Origin of the sequence: Mucilaginibacter myungsuensis (genome assembly GCF_015222005.1) — a bacterium.
Taxonomy (GTDB): domain Bacteria; phylum Bacteroidota; class Bacteroidia; order Sphingobacteriales; family Sphingobacteriaceae; genus Mucilaginibacter; species Mucilaginibacter myungsuensis.
In genome coordinates, this window is sequence record NZ_JADFFL010000004.1 from 407,581 (window position 1) to 423,800 (window position 16,220).

The following is a 16,220-nucleotide window of genomic DNA, read 5'->3' on the forward strand; positions in this document are numbered from 1 at the left end:
ATTGATATTATGCTTTGATGCTCAGGTTAATAGTCAGGTTAAACCCTGCCGAGGTGCTGCCGGAAACGGTGGCTATCTCGATGCCTGCGGTATCGTCGCTAAAAACGTTATCGCTTTTGTTGTAGGTGTAGCCGCTCATGCCTTTGCCATAGCCATTCACTGCCGCGACAGCCGTGCCCGAACCTTCGGGGAATGCGATCTGGGTCACCTTTAACGACGTGCCCGAAGCCGAGTAAATATGCACGTGGATATGTGTAGCCCTGCCATTATACCAACCCGGGAAAATGGTAGTGAAAGTCACCAAGCCATTAGCATCGGTGGTTTGGCGGCCGCGCAAAAAGTGAACACTTTGATAATTAGTACTTTGCATGCCTGTGCCACCATATTCAGAATAGTTACCTTCGGCATCGCAATGCCAGATATCGACCAGCAAGCCCGATAGCGGGTTACAGTTATTACTATTGTTCAGCACGGTGATCTTGGCGGTAAGTTTGTGACCGCTGCGACCGTCGGTAATATCGCTGCGCACGTATGATGCCGGCGCTTTGGTTGGGAACGGGCCTTCGGTCTCGGTAGGAGCCACGGTACAGCCGTTCTCGGTGCTGGCGCCGCCTGTTGTTGTGGTGGTTGTCCCGGTGGTTGAGTTGCTGGCAGCGGCCGCTGTATCCTTACGACAAGCAGCCACTAATGCCGATGACGACACCGCGCCGATCATCAGGCTTTTTAAAAAATTCTTCCGTTCCATTTGCTGGCTCTCCTTATTAATTAGGGTTGTTGTTTGTTGGTTCAAACGTAACCCTACATATCGTGCTGCGAAAAAATGTATCGGCGAACGACAACTATGTGACGATGAATAGCCGACCAGCTAACTGATCACTGGTTAACCGATCACTGATCACGCTCTCATTTTTGCCAAGTCGACCTGTTTATCTACTTTTGGACCCGATGAGCATGGACCCGTTAAGCGTATCCCTTTTTGAAATGCGGCTGGAAGACATCCACCGGGCTGATCCCTGGTTGCGGTACGAGATGAGCATACGCGATTTTATCGCTTTGTTCCCGGTAAGGTTTAAGAACGGCCGCCCGATCAAGCCGGATCACCCTGCCGTTGTGGGTGTGGACCGTGAGGTTTTTTTGAAGGTGCTGGTGGCCTTCAATCAATCCTTCGGAACTAAGAAATGAAGAACGGATGCCTGTTGGGGACATCCGTTCATATTAACTGATCTTTAATTGGTTTAATCTATTTGCCCGACATGATGTGCACCTGCTTTCCGCGTACGTGCCAAACATCTATCTTATCCCCTTGGTCGGCCATTGTCTTTTTGTAATAGTCAGCATAACCTTTTTTGGTCATCAGGCCTACCTGATATTTAAAACCATCATTCTTGCGGGCTAAGGGTGTAAGGTTGCTGAAGAACATGTGGTCAAAGTCTTCAGCCTTGTAGTTGGCCAGATCGGCATTGTTCTTTACACGCTTATCGTCTATCCAAACGCCGTAGTCCTTACTTTGCCACTTAGCCAGTTGGGCATCGGTCACTTTGTTTTTGGCCATAGGTCTCATTGCTTTTCTGAACCTTACCAATTGGTCATCCTGTTGTTTCACACTCATCTGTACAAACAAGGCCCTCATTTTCTTTTTATCCTCTGCGCTGATCACACCCGATGTGCCATTCTCTCCCGGCAGATCATATTTTTTAAGATAAGCGGCATACTCGTCCACCACACTTTGTGGCGCATCCGTTTTAGCATGTTCTATACGCATGCCGTTAGGCATCGCGAAAGCTATCACTTTTTTAGGCGTGTCGATATTGGGCTTGGCGACAATATCGGCAACTTTCTTCTCTACTGCGGCAACTACTTCCGGCAATACTTCAGCCTGTGTTTTCTCGCTGAACAGGGTTACTGCCATGGCGGCAACCGGGATCAGCATAAGCTTTTTGCCAAGGGCTACTACTTTGGATGTGGTTTTGGTCATCATGATCAATCTTTTTTTAGTGGTTTGATAATTAAATTGGCTGGTCAGCTGCAGGCTATGCGTTTGCGTAGCGTGGGCCAGCAGTAAATATTGGTAAGATGGTGTGTCCTCGTAATTTTGGATGACACCTTCATCGGCCAAAAACTCATGGTTAAGTTGTATAGCCTTGCGGTAGAACGGGATGAACGGGTTGAACCAGCAGATCACCTGCATCACCTCTACCAGCAATACATCAAGCGTGTGTAATTGCCTAACGTGGGTTTGCTCGTGGCAGATGATCTGGGGCGCGATCTTGCCTTCAGTATGGTCTTTTTTGTTTAGGAAAATATAACGCAAAAAACTGTGCGGCGTTACCTGCTCATCGGTTAAGATCAGTTTTGGATCATGGTCGGCAACAACCTCTCCCCTTTTAGCCGAACTTGCGATCTTGTAAAGGTTGATACCGAAACGGACCAACAGCGCCACTGTGATCAGCGTATAAAGTCCCGGCAATACAAAACCCGAATAGTCAACAGGCGAAACCTCCACAACCGACTGCTTTACAACTTTATCAGGCGATACCGTAGCGGCGGGCGCAAGAACCTCATTCATTTGTTCATAGATCACCGGAAAAGTTTCAGCTTCGATAGCGATCACTACAAATGGTACCACTGCCGAAAACACTAAACTGAACAACAGGTAAAACCGATTGAAACGATACATCCGCTCGTTCTGCAAAAACAGCTTGTAGATCCCGAGCAGCAGGCTCGAGCACAATACAAAATTAACCAGGTACATCATCGTATTATTCCTCCTGTTATTTTTAGTCTACCGAACTACGCACCCACATGATATTGCTCCTATCGGCCATGATCTTTTTATTCTCGCTTGCAAAGAAAGCTTTGGTCATCAACACGGCCACTTTTTTAGCGCCATGATCTTTGAAAGCCCACTGGCCGGCTCCGGTCACGTTCATCCAGTCAAAATCGTCGGCGGTGTACTTAGCCAATTCTTCTTTGCTCACCAATTTCCAATTGATCTGCACATCGTAAATTTTATCCTGCCATTTCTCCAACTGATCAGCAGTGACCGACTTTCTTTTATGCGGCTGCTGTGCTTTGCCAAATTGGATGCGTTGTTTATCCTGCTGTACACGGCTCATTTGCTGATATAGCTTATCCATCTGGGCCTTATCGGCCGCGCTTACGTTACGGAACGCGAATGCTTTTGCACCCTTGCCTAAATACTTGCCCTGTATGGCGGCATACTCGTCCATCAAGCTTTGAGGGGCATTAGTAGCGGCAGACTTAACCCTAAATGCTTCACTGATCTGCGGCGAAGGGAAACGTACTTTTTTTACCGTGTCTTTCCCGGTTTCAATATTTACAGCTTTAAAGGTCTCAGGTACTGCGGCTATAATTGCGGGCAGCACTTTGGCCTGCACTTTCTCGCTGAACAATATTACAGCAAGGGCGGCCACGGGTAACAGCATCAGCTTTTTGCCCCAGGCCATTTTGGCGGAGGTGGTTTTGGTCATCATCATTAAGCGTTTTTTTGTGGTTTGATAATTGAATTGGCTGCTCAGCTGCAAACTCCCGGGTTGGCTCGCGCGGACCAGTAAAAGATATTGATAGGCAGGTGTATCATCGTAAACATTTGTCACCGCCTCATCGGCTAAAAATTCGTGATTAAGTTGTATGGCTTTGCGATAAAGCGGAATGAACGGATTGAACCAGCACAGCGCCTGAAAGACCTCTACCAGCAGTACATCCAGCGAATGCCATTGCCTCACATGCGCCTGTTCATGGCAGATCACTTCGGGTTCTACCGAGCCGGTCTCATGGTCTATACGGTTGATGAAAATGTATTTCAGGAAACTGTGCGGGGTAACCTCGGCGTCCGTCAGCACCACTTGACTTTGCTGATGGTTTACGTTCTCGTTATCGATAACTTGCCGACCGATCTTATAAAGGTTGATAGCAAACCGCAATATCAATACAACCGCGATCAACAGGTAAGCACCGATGATCAACATCGGCCCATAATTTATGGTGTCGACCTGCGCCGTTTGTGTAGCGATAACGGTTTGCGGAATAGCGGTAAATACAGGCGTCAGCGTTTCTCTCATCGCCTCCTGGTAAACCACCGGGATACTCTCCGTTTCGGTAGTGATCACCACAAAAGGCACCATAGCCGAGAACACCAGACTGAACAGCAGGTAAAAGCGATTAAAGCGATACATGCGCTCGTTCTGCAAGAACAGCTTGTAGACCGCCAACAGCAGCCCCGAGCATAGCACAAAGTTGATCATGTACATCATGGTCTCTATGTGTTTATCGTTTACGACTTCACATCAGGTTTTACCACCGGCGGCGGGAAACGCTGTTGCATAAACTGATAAGTGGTGGTATCGGCTGTGTACGCTTTATAATAGCGGGCATATTGGGCCTTGGTCATTAAGTTGACCTGCATTTTTGTGCCGGGCCCAACATAATGCACCATGTAATGATCAAAATCTTCGGGTGCGTATTTTACAATGTCTGAATTCTCGATACGCTTGCCGCCTATCCATATACGGTAGGCACCGGCTTTTTTCCAGGTCAGCAACTCTGCTTTGGTAGGTTGCTTCTTAGCCATCGGGCCAGATCTCGCGTCAAATTTATACACCTGCTGCTCCTGCTGAGCGGGACTCATTTGCTTATACAAGCCTATCAAACGTGCCTTATCTTTTGCAGTGAATTTTTCCGTCATTATAAATTTTGTGCCCTTACCATTAGGCTGGCCGGCATATTTTTCCAGCGTAGCGTTGTATTCATCTATCGAACTTTGCGGCAGATCTTTAGTAGCGGCAGGTAACTTGGCCGGTTGCTGCGCCGATGGCGTAGTTTGAGCAGCAACCCGCTGACAGAAGATAAAAACAGCAGCGATCATTACCGGCAATACAGCCAGTTGCTTAACGGTCGCCATAGCGGCAGAGGTGGTCTTGGTCATCATGATCAATCTTTTTTTGGTGGTTTGATAATTGAATGGACTGGTCAGTTGCAAACTGCCTGCCTGACTTGCGCGGGCCAGTAACAGGTATTGGTAAGCCGGTGTATCGTCAAACCACGAAGTGACAGCCTCGTCGGCTAAAAATTCATGATTCAATTGTATGGCCTTACGATAGAACGGGATGAATGAGTTGAACCAGCACAACGCCTGCATCAACTCAATAAACAATACATCTAACGAATGTAACTGCTTTACATGCGCCCGCTCATGGCAGATCACCTGTGGTTCGATCGTACCTTGCTGATGATCTTTGCGGTTGACGAATATGTAATTTAAAAAGCTATGCGGCGTTACCTCTGCATCCGTTAGCACCAATGAGATACCTTGGTGGATGGTGTGTTGGTTAGCGACCACCTCGCGGCTAATTTTAATAAGGTTTAGGATGAAGCGTATTATCAATACCCCGGCTATTAGTAGGTAAATGCCTATCAACAGCATTGGCCAATAATTTATCTGATCAATTTGCACTGCTTGAGTTTTAGTCGCCACCGCCGCTTGCGGCGCTGTATCGAACACAGGCGTCAACGTCTCTCTGACCGCTTGCTGATAAACCACCGGGATAGCCTCGCTCTCGGTAGTTATCACCACAAAAGGCACCACCGCCGAAAACACCAGACTGAACAGTAGGTAAAACCGGTTAAAGCGATACATGCGCTCGTTCTGCAAAAACAGCTTGTAAACCGCCAGCAGCAGGCCCGAGCATAACACAAAGTTGATCAGGTACATCATTTTTCCTTTCTCCTTTCTATCTCTTTGTCTATGATCGCTTTCAGGTCCTCCAACTCGGTCGGGCTAATGTTGCTGCTCGATGTAAAGAACGACGCGAATTGCAAGGCCGAATCGTTAAAGTAGTTTTTGATGATGCCGCCAACCTCTTTAGTAAAATAGGCCGACTTTTTTACCAGCGGATAATATTGGCGCGAGTTACCCATGGTCTCGTACCCTACAAAGCCTTTATCCTGCATCCGTTTTAATAAAGTAGCGATGGTAGTGCCGGCCGGTTTAGGGTCGGGGTAGGCATCGATCAGGTCTTTCATAAAAACCTTTTCGTGCTTCCATATTATTTCCATCAGTTGTTCTTCGGCCTTAGTAAGCTGCATATTTTCTACAATATTAGAGTTATCTCTACGAATGTAGAGATAAGAATTTAATTTACAAACTATTTTTTTAGTTTTTTTTCCATTAGATATGTTGCCCGTCTTTCATCGCCATCATGTTACATCACAAAGCATTAGGAATTTTAAACCATAATGCTAAATTTGGGTGAACCAATTCCCTTTCTGTTATGGCGACTTATAAATTATCTGTCAACAACAAGCCAATGACCGTTACTGCCGACGCGGATACCCCGCTGCTGTGGGTACTACGTGATCATTTAAACCTGGTAGGTACCAAATTTGGGTGTGGCGTGGCCGCTTGCGGCGCGTGTACCGTGCACTTAGATGGTAATGCCGTCCGCTCGTGTTCGGTACCGGTGAGCAGCGTGGCCACCGCCAAGGTGACCACTATTGAAGGTTTAAGCGCCAAGGGCGATCACCCGGTGCAAAAGGCATGGTCGGATATGGATGTGGCGCAATGCGGTTATTGCCAGTCGGGCCAGATCATGGCGGCGGCGGCTTTGCTTAAGCGCATGCCTAACCCTACCGATGCCGACATCGACAACAACATCACCAATATATGCCGTTGCGGCACACAGACCCGCATACGCCAGGCCATACATTTTAGCAGCTAAGAAAGGAGTTAAGAAATAATGGAAGCAGTATCTCGCCGTAGTTTTTTAAAGATCACCTCCATAGCTGCCGGCAGCAGTCTAATGTTGGGTTTCGATATGTTCAACACCGCCGAGGCGGCAGGTCTGGACGCGGTCTTTGCCCCTAACGCTTACGTTACCATCGACAGTAAAGGACTGATCACCCTGATGGCCCCGAACCCGGAGATAGGTCAGGGTATCAAGACCGCCTTACCAATGATCCTGGCCGAAGAGCTGAACGTAAAATGGGACAGCGTTTATGTAGAAATGGCACCGCTTGATCCCAAATACGGTTCGCAAACGGCAGGTGGCAGCGGGGCTATACGCTCACGCTTTAAACCCATCCGCGAGGCTGGTGCTACAGCGCGTGTAATGCTCACCACAGCGGCGGCGCAACAATGGAACGTAAAAGAAGAGGAATGCCATGCCGAGGACGGCTATATCATACACAAGCCATCAGGCAAAAAAGCAAGCTATGGCGAGTTAGTAGCCAAAGCAGCGGCGTTACCTGTACCCACCAATGTAACGTTGAAAGATCCTAAGGATTTTAAGATCATTGGTACACGGATACATAATGTAGATAACCAAAAGATAATTACCGGTCAGCCATTATATGGTATCGATACCCGCCGCGAGGGGATGCTTTTCGCGCTGGTGTCGCGCCCGCCGGCTTTTGGTAAGGTTTATAAGTCATTCGATGCTACGGAAACGTTAAAGGTGACGGGCGTTAAGAACGTCGTAGCGGCAGGCGGTGTAGTGGCTGTTTTGGCAACGTCAACGTGGGCGGCAAAGAAAGGACGCGATGTATTAAAAGTGACCTGGGATGATGCCAGCCCGCTGGAGAACTCCTTAGATCATGAAACCGCCTTCACCAAAATGGTGAACGAGAGAACAGCCAATCCGTCCCGTAACGATGGCGATATAGATAAAGCATTAGCATCAGGTGGTAAAATTTTAGAGGCCACCTATTCGGTACCCAACCTATCGCATGCTAATATGGAGCCGATCAACTTTTTTGCCGATGTGAAAGATGGCAAAGCAGAGTTGTACGGACCGACGCAAGTACCATCGGCTATGCGGTCGTCGGTAGCCCGCGCGCTGAATATCGCGCCGGAGAATGTGACCATCGGCATGCCAAGGCAGGGCGGTGGTTTCGGCAGGAAGTTAAGGCCGGACAACGGTGTAGAAGCCGCATTGATATCCCAAGCCGCCAAAGCCCCGGTACAATTGATGTGGACCCGCGAGGACGACATACAAGGCGACTACTACCGCCCGGCCAGCATGACCAAGTATAAAGCGGTGATCAGCTCAGATAACAAACTGATAGGCTGGCATGCTAATTCGGTAGTGTTGACATCGGGCGGTGCATTGATGCCGCGTGGTTTCCCGGCAGCGGCGATACCAAATTTTAGGCTGGATGCACAAAACTTAAAATCGAACATCCCTACCGGACCATGGCGTGGGCCAACCGCCAACGCCGCCGCCTTCGGGGATGAAAGCTTCTTGGATGAGATAGCCGTGGAGATGAAGAAAGACCCGGTAGCACTACGCTTGGAATTATTGGATCTGGCCAAAAACCAACCTGTTGGACAGGCAGGTTACGATATAGATAAATTTAAGAGCGCAATAGACCTGGTAGTAGAGATGAGCAAATGGGGCAAGAACCCGCAAAAGAACGTTTACCAGGGATTTGCTGCCTATTATTCTTTCAGTACCTATGTGGCCCAGGTTGCAGAGGTGACCATGGTGGGCAATGTACCACGCGTGAGCAAAGTTTACTGCGCCGTAAATTGCGGCCGTGTAGTGAACCTGAGCGGTGCAGAGAACCAGGTGCAGGGTGCTATTGTGGATGGCTTGAGCCATGCTTTGTTCAGCAAGATCACTTTTGATAAGGGTGCGGCCGTACAAACTAACTTCCACACCTACAAATTCCTGAAAATGGCTGATGCGCCGCTGGATGTAGTAGTGCAATTTGTAAAGACCGACGAACCACCAACAGGATTGGGAGAACCGGGCTTGCCACCGATCGCCCCCGCGGTTGCTAATGCCATATTTGCAGCTACCGGGAAGCGCGTCAGGAAAATGCCTTTTGACTTGACGACGAAGAGTAAGGATAACGCTTAAGAAAGATAAGTAAACCATGCAATTCAAAAAGAAATATCCGGCCGGCCCTCCCAAAAGATATGAGAAATTCAAGCAAATAATGTCTTGGTTAGTTTTTTTATTGGAAGTGGCATGTGATATATTCGTTTAGTGATGCTTTATCATAAATAGCATTTAGACTTTTATGAAGGACACAAAGCTTTGAGAAACATAAGCTTTGTGCCCTTTGCGCCTTGTGTCCTTTGTGGTTAAATAATTACCCCAACAAAAACACGGTCATACTCCGCGCCCCATGCGCACCTAACACCAGCGACTGTTCGATATCTGCCGTTTTAGAGGGACCGGAAATGAATGTACCGAAACCGTACTCAGTCTCTCCTATCCGCAAATAAGCCTCGTGCATGGTCGGGACGATATCAGATTTATTAAATACCACCGCCACATGCTGCGCGATAAATGGCAGTGAACGGTGCCCCATCAACTCTTCAGTGATCCAGATGGCGCCGTTTTCCGCCACGCCAAAATGGCCGCGGATGACAGCCAGATCAACATCGGCTAACTCGTGACCTGTAGTAACTGGTTCAAATAATTTGGCAGCCGTTTTTAAATCAGGCAGCGCGGTGATCAGGCGTTGATCGGCTGAGTAATGTTCCGTGATCCAAGCGGCAATATCGTCGTAACCACTTACCTGAATAACCTGCCCACCAATGGTCGTCAGTACGTTGATGTATTTTTCTACTATGCCTGCTTCATCACCCTTAAAAAAGGAAATATTTGGCAAAGGCGAACTTTCGGGCTGATTTTGCGCCACAGCGGCAAGTATCTTTTCTCTATCGGTCATTTAGCTTCGCTGTCATTATTTTGTTTTCGATGGCCTGTCATGGAGCTTGCCGAACCACAGTTTGCAAGGATCAGCCCCAATGCATAGTGGCAAAGTCCACCCGCACCACCTTTCGACAGGCTCAGGGTGACACCCCTTTAAGTCTTGTTTCTTGACTCTATATTCTTGGTTCTTGATTCTCTACTCTTGATTCTACGAGCTACCTGTTCTTCCTATACCACTCCCCGAATGATTCTTTCGGCGGCTCGGGCATGTCGCGTTGTTTGTACCAGGGGTTAAAGCCATTGTTAATGGCAAATGGGGCGTATTTCATCACCCATCGGCCCATTTTACCTGCGGCGCGGTATACACTCGGCGAGCCAAGTGTCCAGGTCATGGCTTGCATGCTGACCTTTTTTAGGGCGGGGGCATGGCCTTCCTGTACGATCACTTGTCGCCATTTATATAATTGCTCGTGGATATTGATCTTTACCGGGCAAACATTGGTGCACGATCCGCACAAGGTCGATGCAAAAGGCAGATCGGCATACTTCTTCATATCCAGGTTCGGCGCTAAGATAGAACCGATAGGACCAGCTACGGCGGTGTGATAACTATGCCCGCCACTACGGCGATAAACCGGGCAGGTATTCATACATGCACCACAACGAATACACTTTAGGGAGTTACGAAAATCCTCGCGCCCTAATTGAACCGTGCGACCATTATCAACCAATACCAGATGCATCTGTTGCCCCGGGCGTGGCTTTTTAAAATGGCTGCTGTAAGTAGTGATCGGCTGACCGGTAGCGCTACGGGTCAGCAATCTTAAAAATATACCCAGATGTTTACGTTGCGGTATCAGTTTCTCGATACCCATACTTGCGATATGGACATTGGCCAAATGCGCGCCCATATCGGCATTACCTTCATTAGTGCACACCACAAACTCACCGGTCTCCGCTATCGCGAAGTTTACACCGGTCAAAGCCACTTTACGGGTCAGGAAAGTATCGCGCAGGTGCACACGAGCCGCCTCGGTCAGGATCTGAGGATCGGATAGGTTGGCCGGTGTACCCAAATGCTCGTGGAACAGGTCGCCTATCTCTTCTTTCTTTTTGTGGATACAAGGCAATACGATATGGCTCGGCGGTTCCTTAGCTAATTGAACGATGCGTTCGCCCAGATCCGAGTCGATCACCTCAATGCCGTTATCGGCCAGGTATTCGTTCAGGTGGCATTCCTCAGTCAGCATGGATTTACTTTTTACCATGCGGGTAACACCTTCGGCTTTGATCAGCTCATGAACGATGCGGTTATGCTCAGCGCCATCAGCAGCCCAATGTACGGTGATGCCATTGGCTTGAGCTTGTGCCTCGAACTGGATCAGGTAGCTATTCAAATTAGATAACACATTATGCTTGATCTGCGATGCAGCCTCGCGCAGTTCCTCCCATTCCGGCAGTTGATGCACGGCCTTATCCCGCTTGGCACGTACCCACCAAAGGGTCTCGTCGTGCCAATCTACCCGGGCCTCGTCCTTGTTGAATATATCCGCCAGTTGGGCGTGGTCTTTTGCTTCGCTTGTCATTTAATTAATTTTGAATGAGCGGATGAGTGAATGAGTGGATCCGTATTCATTCATTCACTCATTCAAAACTCACTAATTGATCCCGTTCAATATCTCCGCTATATGCAACACCTTTACTTTGCTACCTCTGCGTTTAAGGAGGCCTTCCATGTGCATCAGGCAGCTCATATCTACACCTGTAATGTATTCGGCGCCGTGCTCCAGGTGGTCGTCTATGCGGTCTTTGCCCATCTTGGCCGATACGGCTTCTTCGGCTACGCAGAACGTACCGCCGAAACCGCAGCATTCGTCGATACGATTAAGCGGGACGATGTCGATACCCTCCACCATCGCCAGTAAGCTGCCGGGTTTGGAGAACGAGGGCGCTACCAATTCGCTCATGCTGCTGATGTGTAAGCCGCGCTGACCATGGCAGCTTTGATGCATACCCACTTTATACGGGAACTTCGCGGGTAGGCTTTTCACTTTTAAGATGTCGGTCAGGAAAGTGGTCAGTTCGTAAACTTTGTCACGGATGTCTTTGGCTTTATCTTCCTGATGCTCATCGTGCAAGTGGTCGCGCACATGCAGCACGCAACTACCTGAGGGCGCTACGATGTAATCGAAACCATCAAAATTTTTAATGAACAGCTCGTTACAGCCATGCGTCAGGTGCTCAAAACCCGAGTTAGCCATTGGCTGTCCGCAGCAGGTCTGCCCGGCAGGATACGCCACATCTACCCCCAGCTTCTCTAACAATTGAAGCGTGGCGATGGCCGCACCGGGATAAAACTGATCTACATAACAAGGAATAAAAAGCCCAACACGCATAATTACAGTCTACAAATAGCTAAAGTAGGTTTATTGATCAGAGGGATCATAAACGATCTTTGCAATTTATGCTATGATGTTGGCTTAACTGTCATTATCCGTCTGAACCGCTGATTATTTTGATTTCGCTGATTCCGCTGAACTCGTCGACATCGATAAAAAACTTCGTTATTAAAAGTTCAGCGGAATCAGCGAGATCATCAACACACATACAATTAAGCGGTCCTTCTTGACCTACATCAATAAATTTCACACCGTACGCGCCGTACCTTTGATATATCAATTACAAAGGAGAACTATAAAATGAAAAGGACGATCGAAAAGATCTACAAACGCCCTGCACAAGCCGGGATGGTGGGCGATGGTTTTAAAGTTTACAACTACTTTCCAGGCGGGGGCATCAGTCAGCAAAGGGTGAGCCCGTTCCTGATGATGGATTTTGCGGCCGAGCATAATTTTACGCCAACCAACAAGGCACGTGGTGTGGATGTGCATCCTCACAAAGGATTCGAAACGGTGACCATCGCCTACAAAGGCAGCGTGGCCCATCATGATAGCAGTGGTAATAGCGGTATTATTGATCCGGGCGATGTGCAATGGATGACCGCAGGTGCGGGTGTGTTACATAAAGAATATCACGAAGAGGAATACAGCAAACGCGGCGGACCATTCGAGATGGTGCAGCTTTGGGTGAATCTGCCAGCTAAAGACAAGCTGACCAAACCGGGCTACCAAGGCATTACCGCCGACCAAATGGGTAAAGCTATATTGCCTGATAATGGCGGCTTGGTTAACGTTATTGCCGGTAACTTCAATGGCACCAAAGGCCCTGCAAGTACCTTTACTGAGGTTAACGCCTTTGATATTAAGTTGAACGAGGGCGGTAATTTGCAAACCAACATCCCGGCATCGCACAATGCGGTATTGCTGGTTGTTGAGGGTGATGTTGAAGTGAATGGTGAACATGCCGACCTGCACAGCTTTATATTGTTCAAAAATGATGGGCAGGAGGTAGACATTAAAGCTAATGAGAAAAGCGTATTGCTTTTACTAAGCGGCGAGCCTATCCACGAGCCGATCGCGCAATATGGCCCATTTGTAATGAATACCAACCGCGAATTGCAGGAAGCTTTTGAGGAATTCCAGGCCGGAAAGTTTGGCACGCTGGAATAATGATCAAAAGATCGTCCCGAATATTATGAGGGAGGTGAAGAACGGGTGAAACTTTGTAGATATGGGATGGAATAGTATGTGCTAACGCGTAGACGGGGCGCTACCTTACCATCCCATAACTCATTGGACCGTTGCTTGGTTTGATAAACATGTCAAAATAACGTTGATAAACTACCGCAGGTTGCTCCTTGCCGTTCACCTTAAAGGTTTCGTTATTTAACACAAACGAAAGCGGGTAAACATCCCGAACGATCCCATCTGTGAGCATCTGTACAACGATATGGTTAAATACGAAATCAGTTTTTTCTTTGTTCCGTCGCTCTAAGGCCTGGTTATCCGGGTCGGTACGCAAAAAATTCTGCCAAAACTCGCCATATTTTCTACCCAACGTGGCCGATTGTATCATCTTACCATCCACATACAATATGTAAGGGATAATATCAAATTTGACCGGCCTATCGGCAGTAGCTAACCCATCTTTGATCAGCATTTGTTTAATGATCTTAGAGCCTTCGGGCGACGACATGGGTGTAGTGCGCGGCCGGTCGAAAGCGTTCTGCATGTTTATACCGTTGGCAAGGTACGTGCTGTCGTCGCGCAACACACGCTGCAGCATTATTTTTTTCAAAAATTTGGTTTGTCTATCCTCAACGGGCTTTGTCGCCGCGTTGCCTACATCCAGGCGTAATTTAGTATCAACACTTCCGGATTGCCCACGTGCCGATAAGGCCAAACATAACATTATCGGTACAAGGGAATACATTTTGAGGATACTGTAGTATTTCATCGCCATACCTTACATTAAGATCTGCTGATCATTAAACCATTTATGTTACTTAGTCGCTTCGCCATAACTCCAGGCTATGCGGCCATTCGCGGCGGGCTTAACAAATGTTGTATAATATTTTTTGAATATTTTGGCCGATTGCTGTTTACCGTTCACGGTCAACGCTTTTTCATCCAAACTAAATACCAATTTACCTATCGCTTCATCGTCTTTCGCCACAAGGCCATCATTCACTAACTCTAATATAATGCGGTTAGATACATGGTAACCTTCGTTATGTGCGTCTGCAAGGAATTTGGGATTGTTGGTACGCCGTGATATCAGGCCGCGGTACTTCTTGCTCATATCTGCCGATAATGGAGTACCATTGATGGCCAAGCCGTCGCCTACATAGGTCCATCGGTAGTCTGCCATCGATGTCTCATCAGTTTCTATTAAGCCATCTTTCGCCAGTTCAAAAGCGATATAGTCGCGTTGTGTAAGTGGGATATGGGTAAGTGTATCGGTTATCTTTTTGCCCCTGTCCAGCCTGTAGTCATAATATTCCTGACCCGATGCCACTAAAAATTGCAAAGCGTTATATTTGTTGGCTTCTCCTTTTAGACTGGAGGCCGCGATGGTGGTGGTACGGTCGCCACTGATACCACGCCTTATCAAGTCTTTAGTAGGAGCTTGAGCGTTACGCGCTTGTTGTATTTTGTTGTCGTACCAGCTATCGGCATCCGTATCGATAACATCCGCCGGCAACGGTGCGCGTTGCTTTTTAAGCCGGGCCAAATAAGTTTGATAACGCTGGTTGAGCGAGCTGTCCTTGTCATTTTTACGGGGACCATAGGCTACATAGTTTTGCTGGCTAATCTCCACAACTTTCAATGTATCCTCCATTTTTACCTTCACCTTAAAGTTTTTACCGATCACAGTATCCTTAAACGTCAGCGGGTCCCGGGGATCAACCTCTACAATAGTGTCAATAACGGCCGGCATAATAATGGGCCGCAATCGTTTTTCACCTTTTATCGGTTCTAACACTATCGGGGCTTCTTCAGTGGTCATGGCTTTTACTACCGCTTTCGCCGCGCGTGCAATGGTCTCTTTACCTGCATAGGCCGAAAAACCTACCCCTGCTACGATCAAACAAATAGTGATCAGTGTTTTTTCAAATGGATCTAAACTATAGTTCTGTTTGCTCATCAGGCGTTTTACCCGGCCAACCAAACCATTTTTATGGCCCGATAAAGCCATAGCGTAAGCCCCGCTATCGGCGCTCAGCTCTTCGCAATTCACCAAGGCCCTTATGTATTGCGCCCGACTGCTATTATGGGCCAAGGCCAGGTCATCGCAACAATTCTCGCGCTCGTCGCGCATTAAACGGGATACCCACAATACGGCGGGGTTAAAAAAGAAGATTATCTCTAACACGTTCTGCAATAGGTTAACCAAATAATCACGACGACGGATGTGGGCTAACTCGTGCAGCAGAATGGCCTCTATCTCAGCAGTGCTGAGTGCCGTCATCAGTCCGATAGGTATCAATACTAACGGACGTAAATGGCCTACGGCCATCGGCACGCGGGTAAGGGTTGATGTCAAGATCCGTACGCCTTGTTTTATTTTTAGCCTTTCGATAGTTTGGTCAAATGCATCAGCCCAAACATCGTTCACCGCGCCTGTGCCTTTGTTGCGCAAACGGTATACGCCCTGCAAACCCACCATTAATTGTATTGATCTGATAGAAATGACCAGCAGCCAGATCAGCACAATGGTATTATGATTTTGATCCAGATAACTTTTGATGACCGTTAAGTAGTCGCTATTCGTGGCAACCGAATGGCCGGCATATTGCGGATAGGTGATCGGTCCTGTAAAAGCGGTATCGTTCGGTAACAAATTCACAGTGCTGTAAAACTTATCAGCGGCCTGGTATTGCCCAATAAATATGACGACCATTACAGCTGCAAATAAAGCCAACGCACCTGTCAAACAATTATATCGTATGGCCGCGCTTGCCTTACGGGTGAATATGACGACGCAACCAGCTACCACCGCAAGTATCACTCCCGCCAAGAGCGAATAAATAAGCGTATCGGCCAGGGCAGCTATTAATTGTTGACTGAATAGGTTTGATAAAAGGTCTTTCATTGGTTTGGTTTGGTTGATAAATTGGAGTATTATTTGATCCTC

At 47.8% G+C, this 16,220-nt stretch carries 14 protein-coding genes; 4 read left to right on the forward strand and 10 right to left on the reverse strand.

Annotation, left to right across the window (positions count from 1 at the left end):
• Positions 1 to 7: 7 nt before the first annotated feature.
• Positions 8 to 745 carry a dioxygenase family protein gene (locus IRJ16_RS13095; protein ID WP_194112047.1) on the reverse strand — a complete coding sequence of 246 codons (738 nt, stop codon included), beginning with the start codon at positions 743 to 745 and terminating at the stop codon, positions 8 to 10.
• Between the two features lie 200 nt (positions 746 to 945).
• Here IRJ16_RS13095 and IRJ16_RS13100 point away from each other — a divergent pair, with 200 nt between their 5' ends.
• The gene (locus IRJ16_RS13100; protein WP_194112048.1) at positions 946 to 1,182 is read left to right on the forward strand and encodes a hypothetical protein; all 237 of its coding nucleotides are present in this window, start codon (positions 946 to 948) and stop codon (positions 1,180 to 1,182) included.
• 58 nt (positions 1,183 to 1,240) lie between these two features.
• Here IRJ16_RS13100 and IRJ16_RS13105 read toward each other — a convergent pair whose 3' ends face one another.
• The 4 genes from IRJ16_RS13105 to IRJ16_RS13120 are packed head-to-tail and all read right to left on the reverse strand — an operon-like array spanning position 1,241 to position 6,105.
• Positions 1,241 to 2,755, reverse strand: coding sequence for a M56 family metallopeptidase (locus IRJ16_RS13105; RefSeq protein ID WP_194112049.1), 1,515 nt, complete (start codon positions 2,753 to 2,755; stop codon positions 1,241 to 1,243).
• Between the two features lie 22 nt (positions 2,756 to 2,777).
• Positions 2,778 to 4,274: a M56 family metallopeptidase gene (locus IRJ16_RS13110; RefSeq protein ID WP_194112050.1), complete on the reverse strand. Its 1,497-nt coding sequence runs from the start codon at positions 4,272 to 4,274 to the stop codon at positions 2,778 to 2,780.
• Positions 4,275 to 4,294: 20 nt separating this feature from the next.
• Positions 4,295 to 5,734, reverse strand: a complete 1,440-nt coding sequence (locus IRJ16_RS13115; protein WP_194112051.1) for a M56 family metallopeptidase — start codon at positions 5,732 to 5,734, stop codon at positions 4,295 to 4,297.
• Positions 5,731 to 6,105 carry a BlaI/MecI/CopY family transcriptional regulator gene (locus IRJ16_RS13120; protein WP_194112052.1) on the reverse strand — a complete coding sequence of 125 codons (375 nt, stop codon included), beginning with the start codon at positions 6,103 to 6,105 and terminating at the stop codon, positions 5,731 to 5,733. The genes IRJ16_RS13115 and IRJ16_RS13120 overlap by 4 nt, the downstream gene beginning before the upstream one ends.
• Positions 6,106 to 6,290: 185 nt before the next feature.
• Between IRJ16_RS13120 and IRJ16_RS13125 the strand changes: the two genes are divergently transcribed.
• On the forward strand, positions 6,291 to 6,737 hold the full coding sequence (locus IRJ16_RS13125; protein ID WP_194112053.1) for a (2Fe-2S)-binding protein: 447 nt from the start codon (positions 6,291 to 6,293) through the stop codon (positions 6,735 to 6,737).
• An 18-nt stretch (positions 6,738 to 6,755) separates the two neighbouring features.
• Positions 6,756 to 8,879, forward strand: a complete 2,124-nt coding sequence (locus tag IRJ16_RS13130) for a xanthine dehydrogenase family protein molybdopterin-binding subunit (RefSeq protein ID WP_194112054.1) — start codon at positions 6,756 to 6,758, stop codon at positions 8,877 to 8,879.
• 235 nt (positions 8,880 to 9,114) lie between these two features.
• On the opposite strand, the gene IRJ16_RS13135 is transcribed toward IRJ16_RS13130, so the two are convergent.
• From IRJ16_RS13135 to IRJ16_RS13145, 3 genes are all read right to left on the reverse strand, one after another.
• Complete coding sequence (locus tag IRJ16_RS13135) at positions 9,115 to 9,699, reverse strand: LutC/YkgG family protein (protein ID WP_194112055.1); 585 nt, start codon at positions 9,697 to 9,699, stop codon at positions 9,115 to 9,117.
• Between the two features lie 199 nt (positions 9,700 to 9,898).
• Positions 9,899 to 11,269: a lactate utilization protein B gene (locus IRJ16_RS13140; RefSeq protein WP_194112056.1), complete on the reverse strand. Its 1,371-nt coding sequence runs from the start codon at positions 11,267 to 11,269 to the stop codon at positions 9,899 to 9,901.
• A gap of 72 nt (positions 11,270 to 11,341) precedes the next feature.
• Positions 11,342 to 12,079 (reverse strand): (Fe-S)-binding protein, encoded by a 738-nt coding sequence (locus tag IRJ16_RS13145; protein WP_194112057.1) that lies wholly within the window; start codon positions 12,077 to 12,079, stop codon positions 11,342 to 11,344.
• Between the two features lie 303 nt (positions 12,080 to 12,382).
• Here IRJ16_RS13145 and IRJ16_RS13150 point away from each other — a divergent pair, with 303 nt between their 5' ends.
• Entirely contained in the window at positions 12,383 to 13,252 is an 870-nt protein-coding gene (locus IRJ16_RS13150; RefSeq protein WP_194112058.1) for a pirin family protein, read from the forward strand.
• Positions 13,253 to 13,352: 100 nt separating this feature from the next.
• On the opposite strand, the gene IRJ16_RS13155 is transcribed toward IRJ16_RS13150, so the two are convergent.
• Positions 13,353 to 14,039, reverse strand: a complete 687-nt coding sequence (locus IRJ16_RS13155; protein ID WP_194112059.1) for a hypothetical protein — start codon at positions 14,037 to 14,039, stop codon at positions 13,353 to 13,355.
• Between the two features lie 45 nt (positions 14,040 to 14,084).
• Positions 14,085 to 16,178, reverse strand: coding sequence for a M56 family metallopeptidase (locus IRJ16_RS13160; protein WP_194112060.1), 2,094 nt, complete (start codon positions 16,176 to 16,178; stop codon positions 14,085 to 14,087).
• Positions 16,179 to 16,220: the final 42 nt, after the last annotated feature.